Raw genomic sequence first — 19139 nt, forward strand, 5'->3', positions numbered from 1 at the left:
AGCCCCGGAGAGCTACGAGGGTCGTTCTAGATCATGTCGTTCGAGGTGAGCCAGCGCATGATGGGCCAGCCGCAGAAGACCGGGAGCCAGCAGGTCAGGACTCGGTAGAGGAGGACGGCGGGGACCGCTATGGTCGCCGCCACTCCGAAGGCCGCGAGACCACCGATCAGCGCGGCTTCGACCGCGCCCACGCCGCCGGGGGTGGGGGCCGCGGAGGCCAGGGTGCCGCCGATCATGGTGACGATGGTGACCGTGACGAAAGTCGTACTGCCGCCGAAGGCTTCGATACTCGCCCAGAGGGCCAGGGCCATGCCGAGGGTGGTGGTGGCACAGCCACCGACGATCATGGCCAGGCGGCCCGGTCGTCGCGCCAGATCCTTCAGTTGCGCAAGCACATCCGCCAATTGCGGGCGGACTTCGTGCACCAGCCAGCCCCGAATCTTGGGGACGAACATGGTTACGCCGAGGAGGCCGAGCAGTGCGCCCGCGACGAAGTAGAGCACGGTCGCGCTCGGGACGAAATGAGACAGGTTCGTCGAAACGCCCGCTGCCACACTGAAGAACACCAGCAGCACCAGGTGGGTGACCACCTGGATGGTCTGCTGTAGTGCGACCGCCGCGGTGGCTCGCACCGCTCCCAGTCCGCTCTTCTGGAGGAAGCGCACGCTCAGCGCCAGACCGCCCACACCCGCCGGGGTGGTGGTCGCGGCGAAGGTATTGGCGACCTGCATGAACAGCAGATTGCGGAAGTTGACCTCCTCGGAGGCGCAGGCCCACAACGCCATTGCCGCCCCGAGGTAGGTCAGCGCCGAGACGGCCAGGCCCAGCGCCGCCCACCACCAATTCGCCTGCTGCAGTTCGGAGAAGAAGCCCGGCGCGGCACTGATATACGGGTATGCCACGTACACCAGGCCGATCAACAGCACCAGTTGGATGATCTGATTCCGGGAGAACCGGGTGATCCGCGCGGCCTCGATCTTGTCCTGATCGGTCTGCGCCGCCACCTCGTCGCGGGTGGCCTTCATGAGATTCCCGGCATCGGGCACCGACTTGCGGACCTGTTCCGGGATAGCGGTTTTGGTGAGCCGCCGCGAGGCGCTCAGTACATGCTGCGGACCCATCAACTCCAGTGCGGTGCGCACCGCGGTCTCCGGTCCGAACAGCGCCGCCGAGGTGAACAGCAGCTGCGCCACATCGGATTGGAAGCGCACATCGTAGGTGCCGAACTCGGACATCATGAAGCCGCCGAAGCGCACCTCGCCATCCAGGATCCGAATATCCTCGGCGCGCAGATCACCGTGCGAGATCTGCCCCTCGTGCAGGGTGTGCAGCGCCTGCCACACCTTGACCAGCATCTTCTCGCCGTGCTCGGCCGCGAACGGCACCCCGCGAGGTTCGGTGTGCGCGTACATCATCCAGCCGCGGTCCAGCGCGGCGACGGTCAGCGGCCGGTTACTACCCAGCCCGAGATCCCCGATGGCGATACCCATGAGCGCGCGATGCTCGACCGCACGCCGCATGGAGGCGAACAGGGTCGGATACTCGCCGGGCCGAATCGTCAACCAGCGCCGCAACTGTCGCAGCGCGCTGCGGCTGCGCTGGTTCTGCCCGTACATCTCCACGGTCAGCGGATCGGCCTCGGTCTTGGCCGAGAGCACCAGCGGTCCACGCCCGGCCGGGCGCACCACCTGGAAGGCCGTCACCTGAAAACCGCGGCGCGCCAGCACCCGGACGGCCGCGTCCAGCGGTACCTCCAGCGCGGGTGTGCCGACCACCAGCACGATGACCGCGCCCACCAGCCAGCCCACCGCGAGCCCGAGCAGGGCGCGCGCGGGCACCACCAGCGAGACCACCAGGTGGATGGGGACGAAGGCCAGCAGCAGCGTCCACCACCAGCGCCGCCAGCGCGGCGGCAGCCACGGGCTCGCCACCGTGAGGGTCGCCGCCAGCATGGCGATCCATCTCGGATCGTCCAAGAACTGCGACAGGAAGGTATTGACCTGCTCCGGCTCGGACAGATGCCAGCGCGGTGCGCTGAACCCGGTACCGGTGATGGAGAAGAGCAACAGCGCGATCAGACCGGCGGACAGGAAGCCGCCCAGCAGTTTCCACTGCCGTCCCCAGATCAGGCGGACCAGAATCGCGAACGGTAGCGCCAGAATCGCGATGCCGTACAGGATGTACACCAGATTGGACTGCTCCGGCGTCAGGAAGCCGACGATGCCGGAGACCGAACTCTCCAGGTTTTCCCACTGCGGCCGGGTGATGAGTGAGCCGGTGATGACGACGGCCGTGAAGACCGCCGACAGCACGACCCGCAGTATGTCGCTGGTCCGGCGGATCCTGGGCTGCAGCAGGCTGCCGGAGACAGGAACTTCCCGTCCGTCGACTCGCATGTCCTATGGGCGCTTTCGGATCGTGGGAACGACTGCGGTCCCATGGTCGGCTCGGGGTGGGCCGTGCGGTCGGGGGGCAAGCCGACTTTCCAACCCGCCGGTTACCGTAACCCGTCGCGTACCCCGATCGGGACGACCCCGCCCGCCACGCCGATATGTCGTATCTGTTTTTCCTGCTTAACGGGTTCGTCGCGTGATCTTCGGATGGCCGTGAAAGTATCTGCCCGTGGTGCCTGATCTCCGTGTGTGCTTTCTGGGTGAGTCGTTCGTCGCGGGGATCGGTGATCGCGAATGTCTGGGCTGGGCGGGCCGCCTCGCGGTCCGGGCCGCCGCCGGACAGCCGTTGAGCTACTACAACCTCGGTGTTCGCCGGGAGAACAGCACCGAGCTACGCGGCCGCTGGGAGGCCGAATGCACGCCTCGACTGCCCGCCGGAGCCGATTGCCGGGTGGTCATCTCCACCGGTGTCAATGACACCCAGCTCGAAAACGGCCGCCCCGCGTCGATCCCGCCGACTCGGTCGAGAACCTCACCGCGATACTGCGCGGGGTCCGCGGAAAGGGCTGGCGGGCCCTGGTGGTAGCGCCCCCGCCGAATGTGGACGAGGATCACAATGGGCGGCTGCTGGCTCTGGATGCCCGCTTCGCCGAAGTCTGTGACGGCCTCGAGACGCCGTATCTGCGTGCGCACCAACCACTGCGGGAGAATCCGATCTGGATGCGCGAGGTCGCCGCCACCGATGGTTACCACCCCGACGCACCCGGTTATGACGAATTCGCCGCGCTGCTGGCACCGCACTGGCTGCTGTGGCTGGCCGCTCCCGGTTCAGAGCTTCCTACGGTCCGCTGAGTGCCGCCCGGTGTCCGGGCCGAGGAACTGCTCCACCATCGGGGTGATCTGCGGCGGCCGCCGGGTCGCCAGGCCCGAGCCGACCAGTACGCCCAGCGCGATGGCCATTACGGTCAGCGTGGTCGTCACCAGTACGTGCAGACCGTTCGCATTCGACTCGGCCACCAGCTGTGACACCCCGGCGAAGCCGATACCGCCGGGCACCAGCATCCAGAAGGCGGGTAGGAACGTCACCTGAGTGGGCGGGGCATTTCGATTGCGCTGCACCAGATATGCCGCGGGCACCGCCACCATGCCGCCCAGGAACGAGCCCAGCAGGCCACCGCCGATCTGCACACCGAGCCGCTGCGCCGCGAACGCCGCGTACAGCACCACCAGCAGCCAGGGCAGCGATTTCGGTGGCGCGCTGGCCCGCCAGGAATGCCCCAGCCCGATCAGCAGCACCCCGAGAACCGGTGCCCACCAACCCAATTGGTGCAGGTGCTCGGGCGGATCGATGCGCTGCGAGCCGAGCAGCTGCACTCCGATGAGCACGCCGAAGGCCAGCAGCAGCAGTTTGTTCAAGCCGTAGATGGTGCGGCTCGCGCCCGCCACCATCGAACCGGTCGCCAATTCGATGGAGCCGTTGGTGAGCGTCGCGCCCGGCAGCAGGGTCGAGACGCCCGGCACCAGCAGTTGCTGCGGATTGCCGCCGCCCAGCGCGTGCGGAAAACCGAAGGCCAGCAGCGTGACCGTGCCACCGGCGAGCACCGGCAGGCCCAGTGAGATCAGCGGCATACGGTCGGCGAGCAGGATCAGCGACTGCACCACCAGGCCGATCACGATGTAGCCCGGCAGCGCGTCGGCGGTCGGATTGAGCATGAGACCCAGGCCCGTGGTCAGCACGACATTGCCGAGCAGCATGAGCCACACCGCGGTCGGCGGCGGCGAATCGAGAATCCTCGCCAGGGCGAGCGTGGCCTTGGTCGGCGCGGGCACCTTGTGTTTGATCTCGTCGATGAGTTTGTAGAGCGCGGCGATCTGATCCAGCCGCAGGGTGTCCACGGTCGCATCGAGCAGGTCGACGGCTGTCCCGCGGGAATCGTGCACGCGCACGAAGATGCCGGTGGGCAGGACGAAGAAGTGCACCTCGTCGGCGTCGTAGCGGCGGGCCAGATCATCCAGAATGCGCTGCACCTGATTGGTGGTCTCACCGGAGGCGATGAGCGCGACACCCATATGCCGCAGCAGATCGAGCAGATCGGCCGAGACGGGCGGCTCCTCGGGTTCTGGCGCGTCCTCGGGCGGATCGAGTGGAACGGCGCTGACCCGGCGCAGCCAGCGATCCATGGAACCGGCGGCGCGGCGGGTGGCGCCGTAGAGCCGCCCGCTCATGGGGCGCGGGGCCGGGACCATGCGGTGCTGGGGCTGATGTTGTTCGGGTTCGGTGGGATTCACCTGCCTCCTTCCGCCCGGAACCGAGACAGCAAGCTTTTGGCTAACTCACCCTAGCTCTCCCGCTTCGACTAATCCGGTTCGCCTCACGGCCGTCATCTGCGAGCATGGGCACTGTGCCGGAACCGCGAATAGCATCCCCGGCCGTCCCGGCCGATGACGCCGGGATGTGCCTACGGGTTGCGCCGTCCATAACCTGATTGCATGGATATCGACACGCGACTGCTGCGTTACTTCCTGGCGGTCGCGGAGACCGAGTCCCTGCCGCTGGCGGCGCAGCGGCTGCATGTCGCCCAACCGGCCCTGGCCACCCAGATAAAACAGCTGGAACAGCAGCTCGGCGTCGAACTCTTCATCCGCTCCCGCGCGGGCTGGACCCTCACCGCGGCGGGAAAGGTGCTGGCCGAACGGGTTCCGGGACTGCTCGGTACCTGGGACCACATTCTGCGCGACACCAAGAGCGATGCCAGCCGCGCCGCCCGCCTACTGCGCCTGGGCTGCGTCAACAGCGCCGCCGACGGGCATATCCCCGAGATCATCCGCGTCTTCCATCGACTGCACCCCGACTGGCAGGTCGATATCCACCAGGGCGGCTGGACCGACCCCACCGCCGGACTCGACGAGGGCGATGTGGACGTGGCACTGCTACGACTACCGTTCCCCGGCCAGGACGGGTACTACGTGCGCGAACTCTTCACCGAACCGCGCTGGATCGCGCTGCCGGACGATCATCCGCTCGCCGAACGTGAGGACATCGCCTTCCGGGAACTCTGGGATGAGCCCTATGTCGCCTCACCCGCGGAAACCGGCTGGTGGCGCGATTACTGGATGGGCCTGGACTCCCGGCCCGCCGATACCGCCATCATCGGCGCCATCGCCCGCAATACCGAGGAGTGGCTGCGCGCCATCGCCAACGGTTACGGCGTGAGCTTCACCCCGGCCTCCACCGCCGCCACCAATGCCTACCCCGGCGTGGTGTTCCGGCCCGTACACGGCATCGGACAGACCCGGGTGGCGCTGGTCTGGCCGGACGCCTCCGAGGCCGATCCCATTGTGCGGTACTTCATTCGGTGCTGCACCGACATCATGGGACAGCAGGCCGGAGACGGCCGCCGCACCTCATAGCGGTACGGGCGCGGACACGGCATTCGGCGGCACCGGATTTCGGCTCCGGAACCCGCATTCCTAACCTGGTCGAATGGACATCGACACCCGGCTGCTGCGTTACTTCGTCGCTGTCGCCGAGGAGGGGCATGTCACCCGGGCCGCACAACGGCTCTATCTATCCCAGCCCGCGCTGACCAAACAGATCAAACAGCTCGAAAATCAGCTCGGCGTGCAGCTTTTCACGCGCTCCCGCACCGGCATGACGCTCACCGAACCCGGTCGCGTCTTCGCCGAGCACGCACCCGTACTGCTCGCCGGCTGGGACCGCATGCTGCGCGACACCAAGAGCGGGGCGAGCCGGGCGGGCAAGGTGCTGCGAATCGGGTTCATCGCAAGCGCCGCAAACGAATTCACGCCCGAGATCGTGTCTGCCTTCCGGCGCGCGCATCCGGGGTGGCGGATCGATATGCGGCAGACCGGATGGACCGATCCGAGCGCCGGACTCGCCGACGGGGATGTGGACGCGGCACTGGTGCGACTGCCCTTCCCCGGACATGACGGCTATCGCGTCCAGGAGCTCTTCACCGAACCACGCTGGCTCGCACTGCCCGCCGATCATCCGCTCGCGGCCTTGCGGGAGATCGAATTCCGGGCGGTCTGGGAGGAGCCATTCGTCGCCTCACCGCCGGAAAATGGCTGGTGGCGGGACTTCTGGATCGGCACGGATGCCCGGCCCGCCGACACGGCCGTTATCGGGGCGATAGCCCGCAATACCGATGAGTGGCTGACGGCCATCGCGAATGGGTTCGGGCTCAGCTTCACCCCGGCCTCATCGGCGCGCTACTACCCGCGTCCCGGTATCGCCTATCGGCCGGTGCACGGTATCGGGCCCAGCCGGGTCGCCGTGGCCTGGCCCGCCTCCGCCGAGACACCGCCGGTGGTGCGGGATTTCATCCGCTGCTGTGTGCAGGCGTGCGCGGAGAGTCCGCTCACCTCAACAACGCCATAGCGGCATTATGGCCACCGATACCGCTCACGCCGCCGCCACGAATCGCGCCCGCGCCACACAGCAGAATATTTCGATATGCGGTGGCGACGCCCCAGCGGGCGGCGGGTGAGTCGTCGGAATCCGCTGGCAGATACGGGAATTCGAGGTCACGGTGGAAGATGTGGCCGCCGGGTAGGCCGATATCGCGCTCCAGATCCACCGGGGACTTGGCCTCCAGGCAGGGCCTGCCATCGGCATCCGGGGCCAGGCAGTCGCGCAGCGGTTCGGCCAGGACCGAATCCAATTGGGCGAGCGTGGCTTCGACCAGTCGAGCCTTCGCACCCTCCGGGTCGGCCTCGAAAAGCCGGGCGGGGGTGTGCAATCCGAAGAGCGTCAGGGTGTGCGCACCCTGGGCGTGCAACTCCGGCGACAGGATCGAGGGGTCGGTCAGGGTGTGACAGTAGATCTCGGCGGGCGGGGCGGAGGGGAGTTGTCCGGCGGCGGCCTCCCGATAAGCCTGGGCGAGTTGAGAACTCGACTCGGCGATATGGAAGGTGCCCGCGAAGGCGTCGGCCGGATCGACCGAGGTATCGCGCAATCTCGGTAGGCGGCGCAGCAGCATATTGATCTTGAGCTGGGCGCCCTCCGGACGTTCGGCGGTCTCGCCCAGCAGCCGCGCGAGCTCGAAGGGCGCGGCATTGACCAGTACGTTCGCGGCCGCGACGGTGCCCGTGCGGTCCTCGATTGTGAAGTCGATTTCGGCTGTGCCGCCATCGGTTTCGAGATGGGTCACGGCGCACCCGGTGATGATCTCCGCTCCGGCCGAGCGCGCCGCTGTCGCCAGCGCGTCGGTCAGCGCGCCCATACCGCCGACCGGGACATCCCAGTCACCGGTGCCGCCACCGATCACGTGGTAGAGAAAGCAGCGGTTCTGCAGCAGTGCCGGGTCGTGGGCATGGGTGAAGGTGCCGATCAGGGCGTCGGTGAGGACCACACCGCGCACGGTGTCATCCTCGAACTCCCGCTCCACCCATTCGCCCAGGGGGCGTTCGAATATCGACTCCCAGATATCGGAATCGGCTACCGTGCGGCGGATTTCATCGCGGGTGGGCAGCGGTTGGGTGAGCGTCGGGAACACCCGCTTCGCGAGTTCGGCGGTGCGGCCGTAGAAGTCCTGCCAGGCCCGGAAGTCCTTGTCCGAGCCGGTGACTCGTTGAAAACTCGCCCGGGTATGCGCTTCGGAGCCGTTGTCCACCAGCAGCCCGCCCGCGCCGACCGGCGTATACGAGGAGATCCGGCGTTTCCGAGTCTCGAAGCGCAGCCCCAACTCCCGCACGATCTGCTCCGGCAGCAGGCTCACCAGATACGAATACCTGGAGAGCCGCGCGTCCACCCCCGGGAACACCCGGGACGAGACGGCCGCGCCGCCGGTGTGATCCTGGCGCTCCAACACCAGCACCGAGCGTCCGGCCCGGGCCAGATACGCCGCCGCTACCAGCCCATTGTGGCCGCCACCGACCACCACCACGTCGTATCGCGCCCGCGCGGGCACACCGGGAGTCGTCTCGTCGCCCATGAAACGACTGTAGGCCAGCGGGACACGCCCCCTCGTCATCCCGGCATGCTTTTGGCCGGGATCCACACCCAGCAGCTGCTGGCCTCCACAGTGTGGATCCCCGCCAAATACGCGCCGGGATGACGGGGGTATCAGCGGCTCGCCATGTCCAGCGCGGCCAGGTGGCTGAACAGTACCGACGCACCGATCGGGTTGCCGCCACCGGGATAGGTGGTGCCGCTCGGCGCGGCCATGGTGTTGCCCGCCGCGTACAGACCCGGGATGGCTGTGCCCGCCGCGGTCAGCACTCGACCCACCGTGTCGGTGCGCAGCCCGCCCTTGGTGCCGAGGTCCGAAATGCCGAAGGCGGCGGCATGGAACGGTCCCCGCACAATCGGGGCCAGAGGCGATGCACCGTTGGAGAAGGCGCGGTCGTACGCCTCATCGCCGCGGCCGAAGTCCTCGTCCACGCCCGCCTCGGCCTGCTTGTTGAACCGCGCCACCGTAGCGGCGAGCGTCGCACCCGGCACGCCGATCTTCGCGGCCAGCTCCTCCAGCGTGTCGGCGGTGTGCCAGAGCCCCGCCTCCACGTACTTCTCGGTCTCCACCATCGGCACATTGCTGGCCTTGATCGGAGGTACCGCACCCTCGGAGTCGTCGTAGATCATCCAGAACGGCAGGCTCACCGAACCGTCGTCCATCCGTTCGATGATCTCCCGGCCCAGCCGGTCGTACGGCGCGGACTCGTTCACGAACCGCTCACCGGCCTGATTCACGAAGATGCCGCCGGTGAACCACAGCGCGAACGCGGCGCGGCCGTCCGGATGGATCAGACCCGGCGACCACCACGCCTGATCCATGAGATCGGTATCCGCGCCGACGGCCATACCCGCCTCATGCGCCTTGCCGAGATTTCCCCACGGCCCCATGGTGTCTCGCGCGACGCCGGGCACGCCGAAGCGCTGGCGCAGTTCGTCATTGCCTTCGAAACCGCCCGCCGCCAACAGGACTCCCCGGCGGGTACGGATGGCGGTGCGCTCACCCTCGTGCTCGACAATCGCGCCGACCACCGCGCCATCCTCGACGACCAGTTCGACCAGCGCGGTATTCAAGCGCAATGCGGCATCGGGGTACTCGGCCATGGCCAGCAGGAATCGACCGACGAGCGCACGCCCGCCGATCAGATAATCCGGCTGGGGTTCGCCATTGCGGTCGGTGCCGAGCGGCCCGCGCACCGATTCGCTCAGCTTGCCGAGCTTCTTGGCGGCCAAGGGCTTCGGAATGATGTGCCGCTTACCGTCCAGCCGTGCTTTGGGTGCCTTGCCGTAGTAGTCCGGCCACGGGAACATCTGGAACGAGATGCTCGGATCGCTCTCCAGATACTCGATCACCTTCGCGCCGCCGCGCACATACGCTTCCTGGAGTTCGGCGGGCGTGCGATCGCCGACCACCGCCCGGTAGTAGGTGAGCGCGTCCTCGATGGTGTCGTCCACACCCTCGCGCCGCAGGACCGGATTGCACGGGAACCACATTCCGCCGCCACCCGAGTACGAGGTGGTGCCACCGAACTTCTCGGTGGCCTCCACCAGCAGTACCGTCAGCCCTTCGCGCGCCGCCGTATACGCCCCGGCCAGGCCGCCGCCCGAACCGGCGACCAGCACATCGACCTCATTGTCCCAGTACGTCACCACAACTCCCTGCTATCGCCTCTGCTCGACGGTAGGTCGGGAGTGTATGCGGCGCATCGGAATGTCCCGATAGCCAGGAATCCGGCGAACCGGCTAGGGAATCAGCACGATCTTCCCGCGCACCCGACCGGATTCACTCAGCCGATGCGCCTGCGCGGCCTCGGCGAGCGGTAGCACGCGGGCCACCTCGGCGCGCAGCACACCACGATCGATCAGCGCGGTGATCTCGCGCAGATCGGCGCCGGACGGGGTCACATAGTGGCGGTGGAAGCGTGGATCATCGAGGGTGTCTTCGCGCTGGGCATCGATGAGACGGCCGTCCGTGGTGCGGCGCGCCGTCTACCCGACCGTGCCACCCCGGGTCGAGTATTCGCTCACCCCGCTCGGGGCCGATCTCGGGCGGCTGACCCACGCCATGGGGCAGTGGGCGCTGCGGAATGTGGACGAAATCAACGCGGCCCGAGCGGCATTCGACGAGCGCGCGGCCCGGGAGCCGGAGCCGCTCAGTTCCTGACGGCCAGCAGACAACCCTGCGGGGTGCGCTCATCGGGCAGCGCGATGCGGGACAGGCGCGCGGTGACGGTGAAGCCGAGCTCCTCCAGGGTGGCGGCCAGCGTATCGGGGGCCCAGCGATAGGACGGGGCCACCTTGTGGTCGTACTCCTGGATACCCCGGGCCTCATCGGAGGCTTGGAAGGCGATGAGGGCGTGGCCGCGCGGGCGAATCACGCGCGCGAATTCGCTCAGCAGCGCGGGAACTCGGTGCGGGGGAGTGTGAATAATGGAGTACCAGGCCACGATTCCGGCCAGCGACTCGTCCGCCAGCTCCAGCTTCTCCATGGAACCGATCTCGAACCGCAGATGCGGCAGGGCCGCCCGCGCCCGATCGATCATCTCCGCGGATAGGTCGAGACCGAAAACGTTCAGCCCCAGCTCATCCAGGTAGCGCGTCGCCCGGCCCGGACCGCAGCCGAGATCGGCGACCAGTCCGCTCTCGGCATCGCCCACCGCGGCCGCGAACATATCGAGCATGGCCCGGTCGAAGGGATTCTCCTGAATCGGCTGCCGAAATGTGGTGTCGTACAGCTCCGCTAACTCGTCATAGCTTTCTCGGGTCACCCGGACATCGTCGATCTCGGTCATGACAGTGACTCTAGGTCCGAGCCCGTCAGAAGCCGGTAGCCCCCGTCGACGGGGTGCGCAGATCGTGATCTTCCTCGCCCGCGCGCACCCGCAGCACCGTGTACGGGCCCATCCGAGTGCGCAGCGGCCACAGCGCGAACTCCACGAAATGCCGGAAATCGCGGTACAGGGCGGGCTGATACAGGCCGTGCCGCCATACCGGGCGGGCGGCGTCCGGACGCTGCCAGCCATTGGCGCGCATGAGCCCGGTAATGCGCGGATGCAAGCCGAGACCGGCCTCCGCGTCCAATCGCACCCGCAGGCCGTCGGCATCGCGATGGAAGTGCGCGGTGCCGCGATCACCGGCATCGACCGTGGCCGCGGTGTTCTCGGGCAGCTCCGCCGCCACCGCCGCGAAATCGTCGAAGAACTGCCGCCATTCGCGTTCGGCCGCGCGGCGTGCGGTCTGCTGCTGTTCGATGATCAGCTGCCGGCCGCGTTCGGCCGGATTCACCAGGTGCAGTTCGACCGTATTGTCATCCGGCACAACACCTATGGACAGATTCCGGGACGACCAGACCGGGCCGAACGCCTGCCGGAGCGTACCGTGCACGGGTGCGCCGAACTCGGTGCGCAGACCGTCCACCGCGCGGGTCACCGCGGCCGTCAACTGTTCGCGCACCTCGGCGGGCGGGCCCTGCTCGTACAGGTGGGATTCGATACTGTCGGACAGGGTGATGCAGACCGACTCCAGCCGGTCGCCGTCGTAGCAGTACCGGGCCTGCGAATGATCCACGCGCAGTGCGGTTTTCACCCGCACCACGCGATCGGACGGGCCGGGCTCACCCTCCAGCTGCCAGCCGATCCGCTCGGCGAAGGCGGTGATATCGGCGCGGGTCCAGGTCCAGTCGAAATCCCTGGCGGCGCGGGCGATATCGATACCGCTCGGCACATCCACCCGCAGTGGGCCGATATCGAAACCGTAGGGCGCGTTGCTGCGCAGGAATTCGGCGCGCTGGGTGCGGGCGGTCGTATGCGGGGGAATGCCCAGCGCCGCCACATCCAGATCCTCGCCGCCCTCCACCCAGGCATCGGCCACCAGATCGGTGACCGCTTTGACATCCAGGGTGCGCAGCGCCTCGACGGCGCGGGCCGCGAAATGACTGACGGCGGTGCGGCCCGCGGTGCGCGGCAGTCGGCGCCGCCAATTCGCATCCTCGGTGGGCGTCCAGCCCTGTGCGATCAGGAGATCGCCGACCTCGTCACCGTAACGCCAAGTGGGATCGATGAATTCACTGCGGCTCAACTCACCGGTGAATTCGCCCGGCTCCACCGCGAATTGGACGTATCGGCCGCCGGGCGCGGTGATCATCAGGTGGGCATCGGTGGGCAGAGTCTCCAGATAGTCGGCGAGATCCTCGGTGAAGCGACCCCAGCCGCCGAGTCCGGCACGCCTGCGCGCGCCCTCATGTCGCTTATCCATCCAGAAGCGCTGGTCCAGCGGATTCACCAGCATGAGGTCGACGGTATTGGGCCCGATCGCCAAGCCCGCCAGCAGATTCGGGAAGATCCAGGCCGGGCCGTCATCAGGTCCCGCACCGGATTCGGGCTCACCCCACACCTGTATGAACGCCGCGCGCACCCGGTCCAGGGCATCGGCGAGCAGTGCGGGATTCCCGGCCGCGGGGCAATCCGAGACCGCGACCCGCACATACTGCAGCCGCCGTCCACTGCCCCAGAACATGGCCGAATCCCACCAGATGCCCAAGCCGGTACGAGAGAAGACCGCGCCGCGGCGCATGGTGCCCACCGGCTCCGGGGTCGCCCAGCCCACCCGGCGTGCGAAGCTGCGCACATCGGTCGCATCCCAGCTCCAGCCGAATCGCACCGCGGCCCGCACGATCTCCACCGCACCGGCACTGTCCACCCGAACCTCGAAACCCACGCCCGCGACAGTAGCTGTGCGGGTCCGTGCCCACCGAGCGATCGGCGGGTAGCGTCGGGCCAATGCGCACGGGTACCAGACTGTTCGGAATGGTCGTCGCTTCGGGCCTGGCGCTCACGGCCTGCTCCGGCGATAAAACCGCCGACCATATGCGGGAGGCCGCGAACGCCTTCGCCGACGCACTCACCCGCGACGACATCTCCGCCGCGGCCGCCGCCACCACCAATGGCAAACAGGCCACCGATGCACTCACCGGGCTGTACGACGGGCTCGGCAAAGACGTGAAGTTCCAGATCGACAAGGTCGAAAAGGCCGATGGCGGCGGCACCTTCACCCTCGCCGCGGACTGGAAACTCGGTAAGGACGGCCACAATCAGTGGACGTACACCACCACCGGACAGCTCGACGACACCGGCGACGGCTGGAAGGTGCACTGGAATCCGGCCACCGTCGCACCCGGACTCGATATCGGGCCACTGTCCTACAGTCCGGTCGGCCCGACCCCCGCCGCTCGCATTCTGGACAGCACCGGCGGCGAATTCATGACCCAGCAGATCGTCACGCTGGTGAATCTCGCACCCGGCGCGGACACCGCGGCCGTCGCCGCGCTGTTGCAGCCGGTCGCCGCCGATATCACCGCGGCTTCGCTGAACTCGGAACTCGCTGGCGCACAAGGTAAATCGATCACCGCGGTAACTCTGCGAGCATCCGATATCGCACCCATCCAGGACGCGCTGGCGGCGCTGCCGAATGTCACGCTCGCACCGCAGACCCGGCTGCTCACCACCGACCGCGCCCTCACCTCACCGATCTGGTCCGGCCTCTCCGATCTCTGGCAGCAGGAGACCGACGCGGCCGCGGGCTGGGCCGTACGGGCACAGGGCACCGACGGGACACAGCGCGTCGGAGGCCAGGATGCCAAGCCCGTCAACGACATTCGCACCACCGTGGATCCCGCGCTGGAACGCGCCGCCGAGGCCGCGCTCGCACCGATTCCACAGGCGGCCACCATCATCGCGCTGCAACCCTCCACCGGAAACGTGCTCGCCATCGCGCAGAACGCGCCCGCCGACGCACAGGGGCCGATCGCGCTCACCGGGCTGTACCCGCCCGGCTCCACCTTCAAAACGGTGACCGTCTCGGCGGCACTGCAATCGGGCGCCGTCACGCCCGATACCGTGCTGCCCTGCCCGGGCACCGAGAATATCGAGGGCCGGCAGATCCCCAACGACAACAACTTCGACCTCGGCAGTGTGCCGTTGCATACCGCCTTCGCCAAGTCCTGCAATACGACCATGGGACGGCTCGCGGTGAATCTGCCGCCGGACGGGCTCACCAATGCGGCGAGCCAGCTCGGATTGGGACTTGACTATGTGACGCCCGCGCTGACCACCGTCACCGGCAAGGTGCCCGTCGCCGATACGCCCGCGCTGCGCGTCGAGGAGGGCATCGGCCAGGGCAAGGTCACCGCCACACCATTCGGTATGGCCCTGGTCGCCGCCGCCATCGCACACGGCGCACCGCCGAATCCGGTGCTGGTGCAGGGGCGGCCCGGCACCCCCGACCATGCCGCCGCGCCGCTGCCCGCCGGGATAGCCGATCAGATCAAAGCCATGATGCGCGAGACCGTCACCTCCGGAACCGCCACCCAGCTGGCCGATATCCCGGGCATGCTCGGCAAGACCGGCACCGCCGAATTCATCGATGACAAGCACGCGCACGGCTGGTTCGTCGGTATCAAGGATGACCTGGCCCTCGCCGTTTTCATCAATGACGCGGGCTCCTCGACACCCGCGGTGGATGCCGCCGGGCGCATGCTCCGGGCGAACTAACCAGTAGCCGCAGTAACGATTCCCCGCCCGATTCCGACGTCCCTGGAGAATCACGGCCCGTCGGGGGGCCTGTCCATCCATCGGAATGGGAATGGGAACCGGGACATTGGCTCTTCGTACCTTCTTTGCGCGCATTTGGTCTTACCTCAATAAGAATCGCCGCACCGCGATACCCGTGGCGGCACTCGCCACGCTGGGACTTGTCGTAGCCGTCGCGGCCTCCTGGGGCATCACCTCATCGCCGCGCACCACGGAAACACAGCTCACCTCATCGGTCACCGACTGCCACGACATGGTGACCATCTCGGTCGCCGGTCGCAATGACACGCCGGTCTCGGGAACCACGGCCATGCTGGTCGACGCCAACGGCAACGAACTACCCGCCGCGTTGTCCGGTGACCACAAGAGCGAATGGCTCGATCCGGTGGTGAACGCGGGCAGCAACGCCGTCGGCTCCGACTCGAACGCGGCCATCTACATCGCGTACCCGGCCAACCTGAACTCGGAGGAGGCCGCCGTCACCGCCGGTGTCGCCAATACCGAGCGGGTGATGCGCGAGATCTCCTCGGTGTGCCCGAACACCAAGTACTCCATCGTCGGTTACAGCGAGGGCTCGGACGTGGTCCGCCGCGTCGCCATGCAGATCGGCAACTCGCAGACCGATATCGACCCGGACAAGGTTCTCGGCGTCGTCATCCTCGCCGACCCGGGCCGCAAGGCGGGCGACGGCACCTTCATCGGCGCCCAGGACCCCAACCATCCGGACAACTTCGACACCAACTTCGGTGGCAAGACCGCGGGCGGGCAGGGCGCACTCCCCGATACCGGCGGCGATTTCGGCAAGCTGAACGGCAAGATCGCCTCCTTCTGCTCCGACGGCGACCTCACCTGCTCTGCGCCGCAGAACATTTCGCTGCTGCAGTTGGCCATCAACGTCGGTCGGCAGATCAATGTCGATGCTCTGCAGAACGAAGGGCTCACTCCCGCAACGGGTCAGGACGTGGCCGTAAAACTCGGTGACATCGCCCTCAACGCCTTCCAGTACATCGGCTCCAATCCCAACTGGATGAAGAGCAACGAAACCTTCCTCCAGGTCCTGCTGAAGGTCTCCGCCCCCGGCTACAAGCCCGGCCAGGCCTCCGCCGCACCCGTGGCCGCCGCCGACAACGTCGCCACCAACGACATGTCCCCCCTGGCCTACCTGCCGCAGAAGGTCTTCAACGAGATCGTCGGCCTGATCGTGACCAACACCAACACGATCCCCGTCATCCTCAGCGACCCGTACCAGCAGACCCTGGGCCCCGACCACACCGGCCACCACTTCGACTACTGGAAAGACGCCGACCAGTCCAACGGAAAGCCTCTGACCTCAGCTGAATACGCCGCAGCCTGGCTCACCCACTTGGCCCAGCAAGCCCAAAAGGGTGAACCGGTAACCACCAACGCCAAGCCCGAACCGGCAGACCTCGCCGCCGCCTACAAGGCCGCCAAGCCCGAAACCGGCGTCGCCACCGGCAGCACCACCGCCACCCCCTCCTCGACCACCACCACGTCGAAGACCTCGGGTACCACAACCACCGCCCCCACCACCTCGGGCACCACCACCACGGCTCCGACAACGACGGCTCCGACAACGACGGCCCCGACCACCACGGTCCCGACCACCGTCGCACCGGTAACCACCGACCCGGCAGCCGCCGTAGCCCCGACCACAACGGCGCCCACCACAACGGTGCCGACCACCGTGGCACCCACCACCACGACAACCACCACCCCACCGGTGACAACAACCACCACCGGCGGCCACTGACCGACCAGCTCGACCAAACACGATGCGGGGCAGGTGAACTCATCACCTGCCCCGCTCCCTGTTCAGACTCGGTCCGTCACCGCATCAGATGACCCGGGCTGCCGGATAGTTGTCGCGAATAGGGGTGATACCGAAGTGAGCCGCCGCCGCTGTCACCGCGACGAGATTCTCCTCGTCGATACTCGCGTAGCGGATCGGTTGTTTCCTCACACAGGACCCGTCACCGATCATGTGCGCGAGCAGAATGACTTCGGCGTCCGGCATGTGATCCGCGTGAACGGGCGTCGGGTCTTTTCGTGGAATCCCCAAACGATCATCAACGGCCAAGCGAGCCAGAGGAATCCAACCGTCGACGGTGAGGAAGGGCTGGTCGCCGGTCGCTTCCAGCTCACGGCCGGAGGCGAGCCGAATACGGTATCCCTCTGCGCGACCCGCTGGAGTCACCGTCGCCATTCGTCGCACAGCCATACGCATCCGTCCGTCGAGTGACCAGATGAGTGGCTTCGTACCGTTTCTCGCAAGTCCCGTGAGTGTAGATTCACTGCCGATGTCGGCGCGCAGTATTCGCGCCGAAGTGGACAATTTTACCGTTTGGAAGAAACGTGCCAATTCCATCTAAACCCCCTTTGTGTAATAAAAATTGATGCCAGTAACGCGCATCGCAGAGGGGGTTATGTCTAGAATCGAACGTGTTAGCGATCAGCCTCGGGCCATATCGACAAAGCGGCTGAGATGCAATTGGTGCGCCACTGTGATGGTGGCTGTGGGGCCATTTCGATGTTTACCGACAATGAGGTCGGCTTCGCCTCCGCGAGGGTCATCTCTTTCGAACGCATCGGGTCGATGGAGCAAGATAACCATGTCCGCATCTTGTTCGAGGCTGCCCGATTCGCGAAGATCGGAAACCATCGGTCGCTTATCAGTTCGCTGTTCTGGACCACGGTTCAACTGACTAATAGCAATAACCGGGACTTCCAATTCCTTGGCCATCAGTTTCAGGCTTCGGGAGAAATCCGAGACTTCCTGCTGGCGGGATTCCACCTTTTTGCCGGAGCTCATCAGCTGGAGGTAGTCGACGACGATGAGGCGCAGGTCGTGGCGCTGTTTGAGGCGGCGGGCCTTGGCGCGGATCTCCATCATGGTGAGGTTCGGGGAGTCGTCAACGAATAGTGGGGCCTCGCTGATCTCGCTCATTCGGCGAGCCAGGCGGGTCCAATCATCATCGCTCATACGGCCGGAGCGCATATCACCGAGTTTGATTTTCGCTTCGGCAGATAGGAGGCGCATGACGATTTCGGTGCGGCTCATTTCCAGGGAGAAGATGACGCTCGCCATGCCGTGCTTGATCGAGCAGCTGCGCATGAAATCCATTCCCAGGGTCGATTTCCCGACACCGGGCCTCGCCGCGACGATAATCATCTGTCCGGCGTGCAGGCCGTTGGTCAGTTCGTCCAATTCGGTGAAACCGGTGGGGACGCCCAGGGAAATGCCGCCGCGGCTCGCGATGGAGTCGATTTCGTCCATTGTGGGCTGGAGCAAATCCTCCAGGGGGAGGAAGTCTTCGCTCGAGCGGCGTTCGGTGACGTCGTAGAGTTCGGCTTGGGCGCGGTCGACTACCTCGGCTACGTCTTGGCCGTCGGCGCCGGCATAGCCGTATTGGACGATGCGGGTGCCGGCTTCGACCAGGCGGCGCAGGACGGACTTCTCCGCGACGATCTCGGCGTAGTAGCCGGCATTGGCGGCGGTGGGGACCGTTTGGGTCAGGGTGACCAGGTACGGGGGGCCGCCGATGCGCTTGAGTTCGCCTTTGCGATCCAGCGCGGCGGAGACGGTTACGGGGTCGGCGGGTTCACCGCGGCCGTAGAGGTCCAGGATGGCGTCGTAGACGGCCTGGTGGGCGGGGCGGTAGAAGTCGCCGGGGCGAATGACCTCGATGACGTCGGCGATGGCGTCCTTGGACAGGAGCATGCCGCCCAGCACCGATTGTTCGGCGGCCATATCGTGCGGAGGCTGGCGGCCGAAATCCTCACCGGGGGCTTCGCGGTACTCGGAGGATCCGTTGTCGTCGTGGCCGCGATCGTCGATGACTGCCATCTCGACCCGTCCTCTCTCCTGCGGCCCGGAAGCGGAATCCCTCACCGTTCTACGCCTGCACACCGACAGATTCGGTCTGCCACGCTGTGAACCTAGGCGACCGGACAGGCACCGACAAACCGAGCTGTGAATACACCTGTGGATAAAGTGGGTGTTGTTCACCAACCGTTGTGCACCCCCTGTGGATAGGTTGGGGACAACAGTCGGATTAGATGCTCAACGCCCAGGTAGTGGCCTACTTCTCAATGTTGGCGACTGTGGATCGAATTGCTCCGGCGTGTCGCCGTCCGTCCACCTTCGGGCGTGTTCGGTGAACAGTA

Annotated in this window: 16 protein-coding genes; 7 read left to right on the forward strand and 9 right to left on the reverse strand. The window is 66.7% G+C overall.

Going from position 1 to position 19139, the window contains the following annotated elements; all coding sequences use genetic code 11:
* Positions 1–26 precede the first annotated feature (26 nt).
* The gene (locus OHB26_RS11890; RefSeq protein ID WP_330184236.1) at positions 27–2396 is read right to left on the reverse strand and encodes a lysylphosphatidylglycerol synthase transmembrane domain-containing protein; all 2370 of its coding nucleotides are present in this window, start codon (positions 2394–2396) and stop codon (positions 27–29) included.
* Between the two features lie 229 nt (positions 2397–2625).
* Between OHB26_RS11890 and OHB26_RS11895 the strand changes: the two genes are divergently transcribed.
* Both OHB26_RS11895 and OHB26_RS11900 read left to right on the forward strand, forming a co-directional pair.
* Positions 2626–2979 carry a GDSL-type esterase/lipase family protein gene (locus OHB26_RS11895; protein ID WP_330184237.1) on the forward strand — a complete coding sequence of 118 codons (354 nt, stop codon included), beginning with the start codon at positions 2626–2628 and terminating at the stop codon, positions 2977–2979.
* Positions 2937–3245 carry a hypothetical protein gene (locus OHB26_RS11900; RefSeq protein WP_330185598.1) on the forward strand — a complete coding sequence of 103 codons (309 nt, stop codon included), beginning with the start codon at positions 2937–2939 and terminating at the stop codon, positions 3243–3245. Before OHB26_RS11895 ends, OHB26_RS11900 begins: the two co-directional genes overlap by 43 nt.
* Here OHB26_RS11900 and OHB26_RS11905 read toward each other — a convergent pair.
* Positions 3222–4682 carry a threonine/serine ThrE exporter family protein gene (locus OHB26_RS11905; protein ID WP_330184238.1) on the reverse strand — a complete coding sequence of 487 codons (1461 nt, stop codon included), beginning with the start codon at positions 4680–4682 and terminating at the stop codon, positions 3222–3224. The two genes, OHB26_RS11900 and OHB26_RS11905, sit on opposite strands and share 24 nt — an antisense overlap.
* Positions 4683–4883: 201 nt before the next feature.
* Here OHB26_RS11905 and OHB26_RS11910 point away from each other — a divergent pair, with 201 nt between their 5' ends.
* Both OHB26_RS11910 and OHB26_RS11915 read left to right on the forward strand, forming a co-directional pair.
* Complete coding sequence (locus OHB26_RS11910) at positions 4884–5804, forward strand: LysR family transcriptional regulator (RefSeq protein ID WP_330184239.1); 921 nt, start codon at positions 4884–4886, stop codon at positions 5802–5804.
* Positions 5805–5877: 73 nt separating this feature from the next.
* Positions 5878–6795, forward strand: a complete 918-nt coding sequence (locus tag OHB26_RS11915; RefSeq protein WP_330184240.1) for a LysR family transcriptional regulator — start codon at positions 5878–5880, stop codon at positions 6793–6795.
* On the opposite strand, the gene OHB26_RS11920 is transcribed toward OHB26_RS11915, so the two are convergent.
* The 3 genes from OHB26_RS11920 to OHB26_RS11930 form a co-directional block, all read right to left on the reverse strand.
* Positions 6776–8350, reverse strand: coding sequence for a phytoene desaturase family protein (locus tag OHB26_RS11920; RefSeq protein ID WP_330184241.1), 1575 nt, complete (start codon positions 8348–8350; stop codon positions 6776–6778). The two genes, OHB26_RS11915 and OHB26_RS11920, sit on opposite strands and share 20 nt — an antisense overlap.
* Before the next feature lie 131 nt (positions 8351–8481).
* Complete coding sequence (locus OHB26_RS11925; RefSeq protein ID WP_330184242.1) at positions 8482–10017, reverse strand: FAD-binding protein; 1536 nt, start codon at positions 10015–10017, stop codon at positions 8482–8484.
* 93 nt (positions 10018–10110) lie between these two features.
* Positions 10111–10326 carry a zinc-binding dehydrogenase gene (locus OHB26_RS11930; RefSeq protein WP_330185599.1) on the reverse strand — a complete coding sequence of 72 codons (216 nt, stop codon included), beginning with the start codon at positions 10324–10326 and terminating at the stop codon, positions 10111–10113.
* Between OHB26_RS11930 and OHB26_RS11935 the strand changes: the two genes are divergently transcribed.
* The gene (locus tag OHB26_RS11935) at positions 10325–10531 is read left to right on the forward strand and encodes a winged helix-turn-helix transcriptional regulator (RefSeq protein ID WP_330184243.1); all 207 of its coding nucleotides are present in this window, start codon (positions 10325–10327) and stop codon (positions 10529–10531) included. The genes OHB26_RS11930 and OHB26_RS11935 overlap by 2 nt on opposite strands.
* Here OHB26_RS11935 and OHB26_RS11940 read toward each other — a convergent pair.
* Together OHB26_RS11940 and OHB26_RS11945 are read right to left on the reverse strand one after the other, a co-directional pair.
* Positions 10521–11159, reverse strand: coding sequence for a class I SAM-dependent DNA methyltransferase (locus OHB26_RS11940; protein WP_330184244.1), 639 nt, complete (start codon positions 11157–11159; stop codon positions 10521–10523). The genes OHB26_RS11935 and OHB26_RS11940 overlap by 11 nt on opposite strands.
* A gap of 25 nt (positions 11160–11184) precedes the next feature.
* On the reverse strand, positions 11185–13083 hold the full coding sequence (locus tag OHB26_RS11945; RefSeq protein ID WP_330184245.1) for a DUF6301 family protein: 1899 nt from the start codon (positions 13081–13083) through the stop codon (positions 11185–11187).
* A 62-nt stretch (positions 13084–13145) separates the two neighbouring features.
* On the opposite strand from OHB26_RS11945, the gene OHB26_RS11950 reads away from it, so the two are divergent.
* Together OHB26_RS11950 and OHB26_RS11955 are read left to right on the forward strand one after the other, a co-directional pair.
* On the forward strand, positions 13146–14915 hold the full coding sequence (locus OHB26_RS11950) for a penicillin-binding transpeptidase domain-containing protein (protein ID WP_442942918.1): 1770 nt from the start codon (positions 13146–13148) through the stop codon (positions 14913–14915).
* Between the two features lie 91 nt (positions 14916–15006).
* Positions 15007–16725, forward strand: a complete 1719-nt coding sequence (locus tag OHB26_RS11955) for a cutinase family protein (protein WP_442942919.1) — start codon at positions 15007–15009, stop codon at positions 16723–16725.
* A gap of 84 nt (positions 16726–16809) precedes the next feature.
* On the opposite strand, the gene OHB26_RS11960 is transcribed toward OHB26_RS11955, so the two are convergent.
* Positions 16810–17340: a hypothetical protein gene (locus tag OHB26_RS11960; protein WP_330184247.1), complete on the reverse strand. Its 531-nt coding sequence runs from the start codon at positions 17338–17340 to the stop codon at positions 16810–16812.
* Positions 17341–17424: 84 nt separating this feature from the next.
* Positions 17425–18819: a replicative DNA helicase gene (dnaB, locus tag OHB26_RS11965; protein ID WP_330184248.1), complete on the reverse strand. Its 1395-nt coding sequence runs from the start codon at positions 18817–18819 to the stop codon at positions 17425–17427.
* Positions 18820–19139 lie beyond the last annotated feature (320 nt).

Source organism: Nocardia sp. NBC_01503, from assembly GCF_036327755.1.
Lineage (GTDB): Bacteria > Actinomycetota > Actinomycetes > Mycobacteriales > Mycobacteriaceae > Nocardia.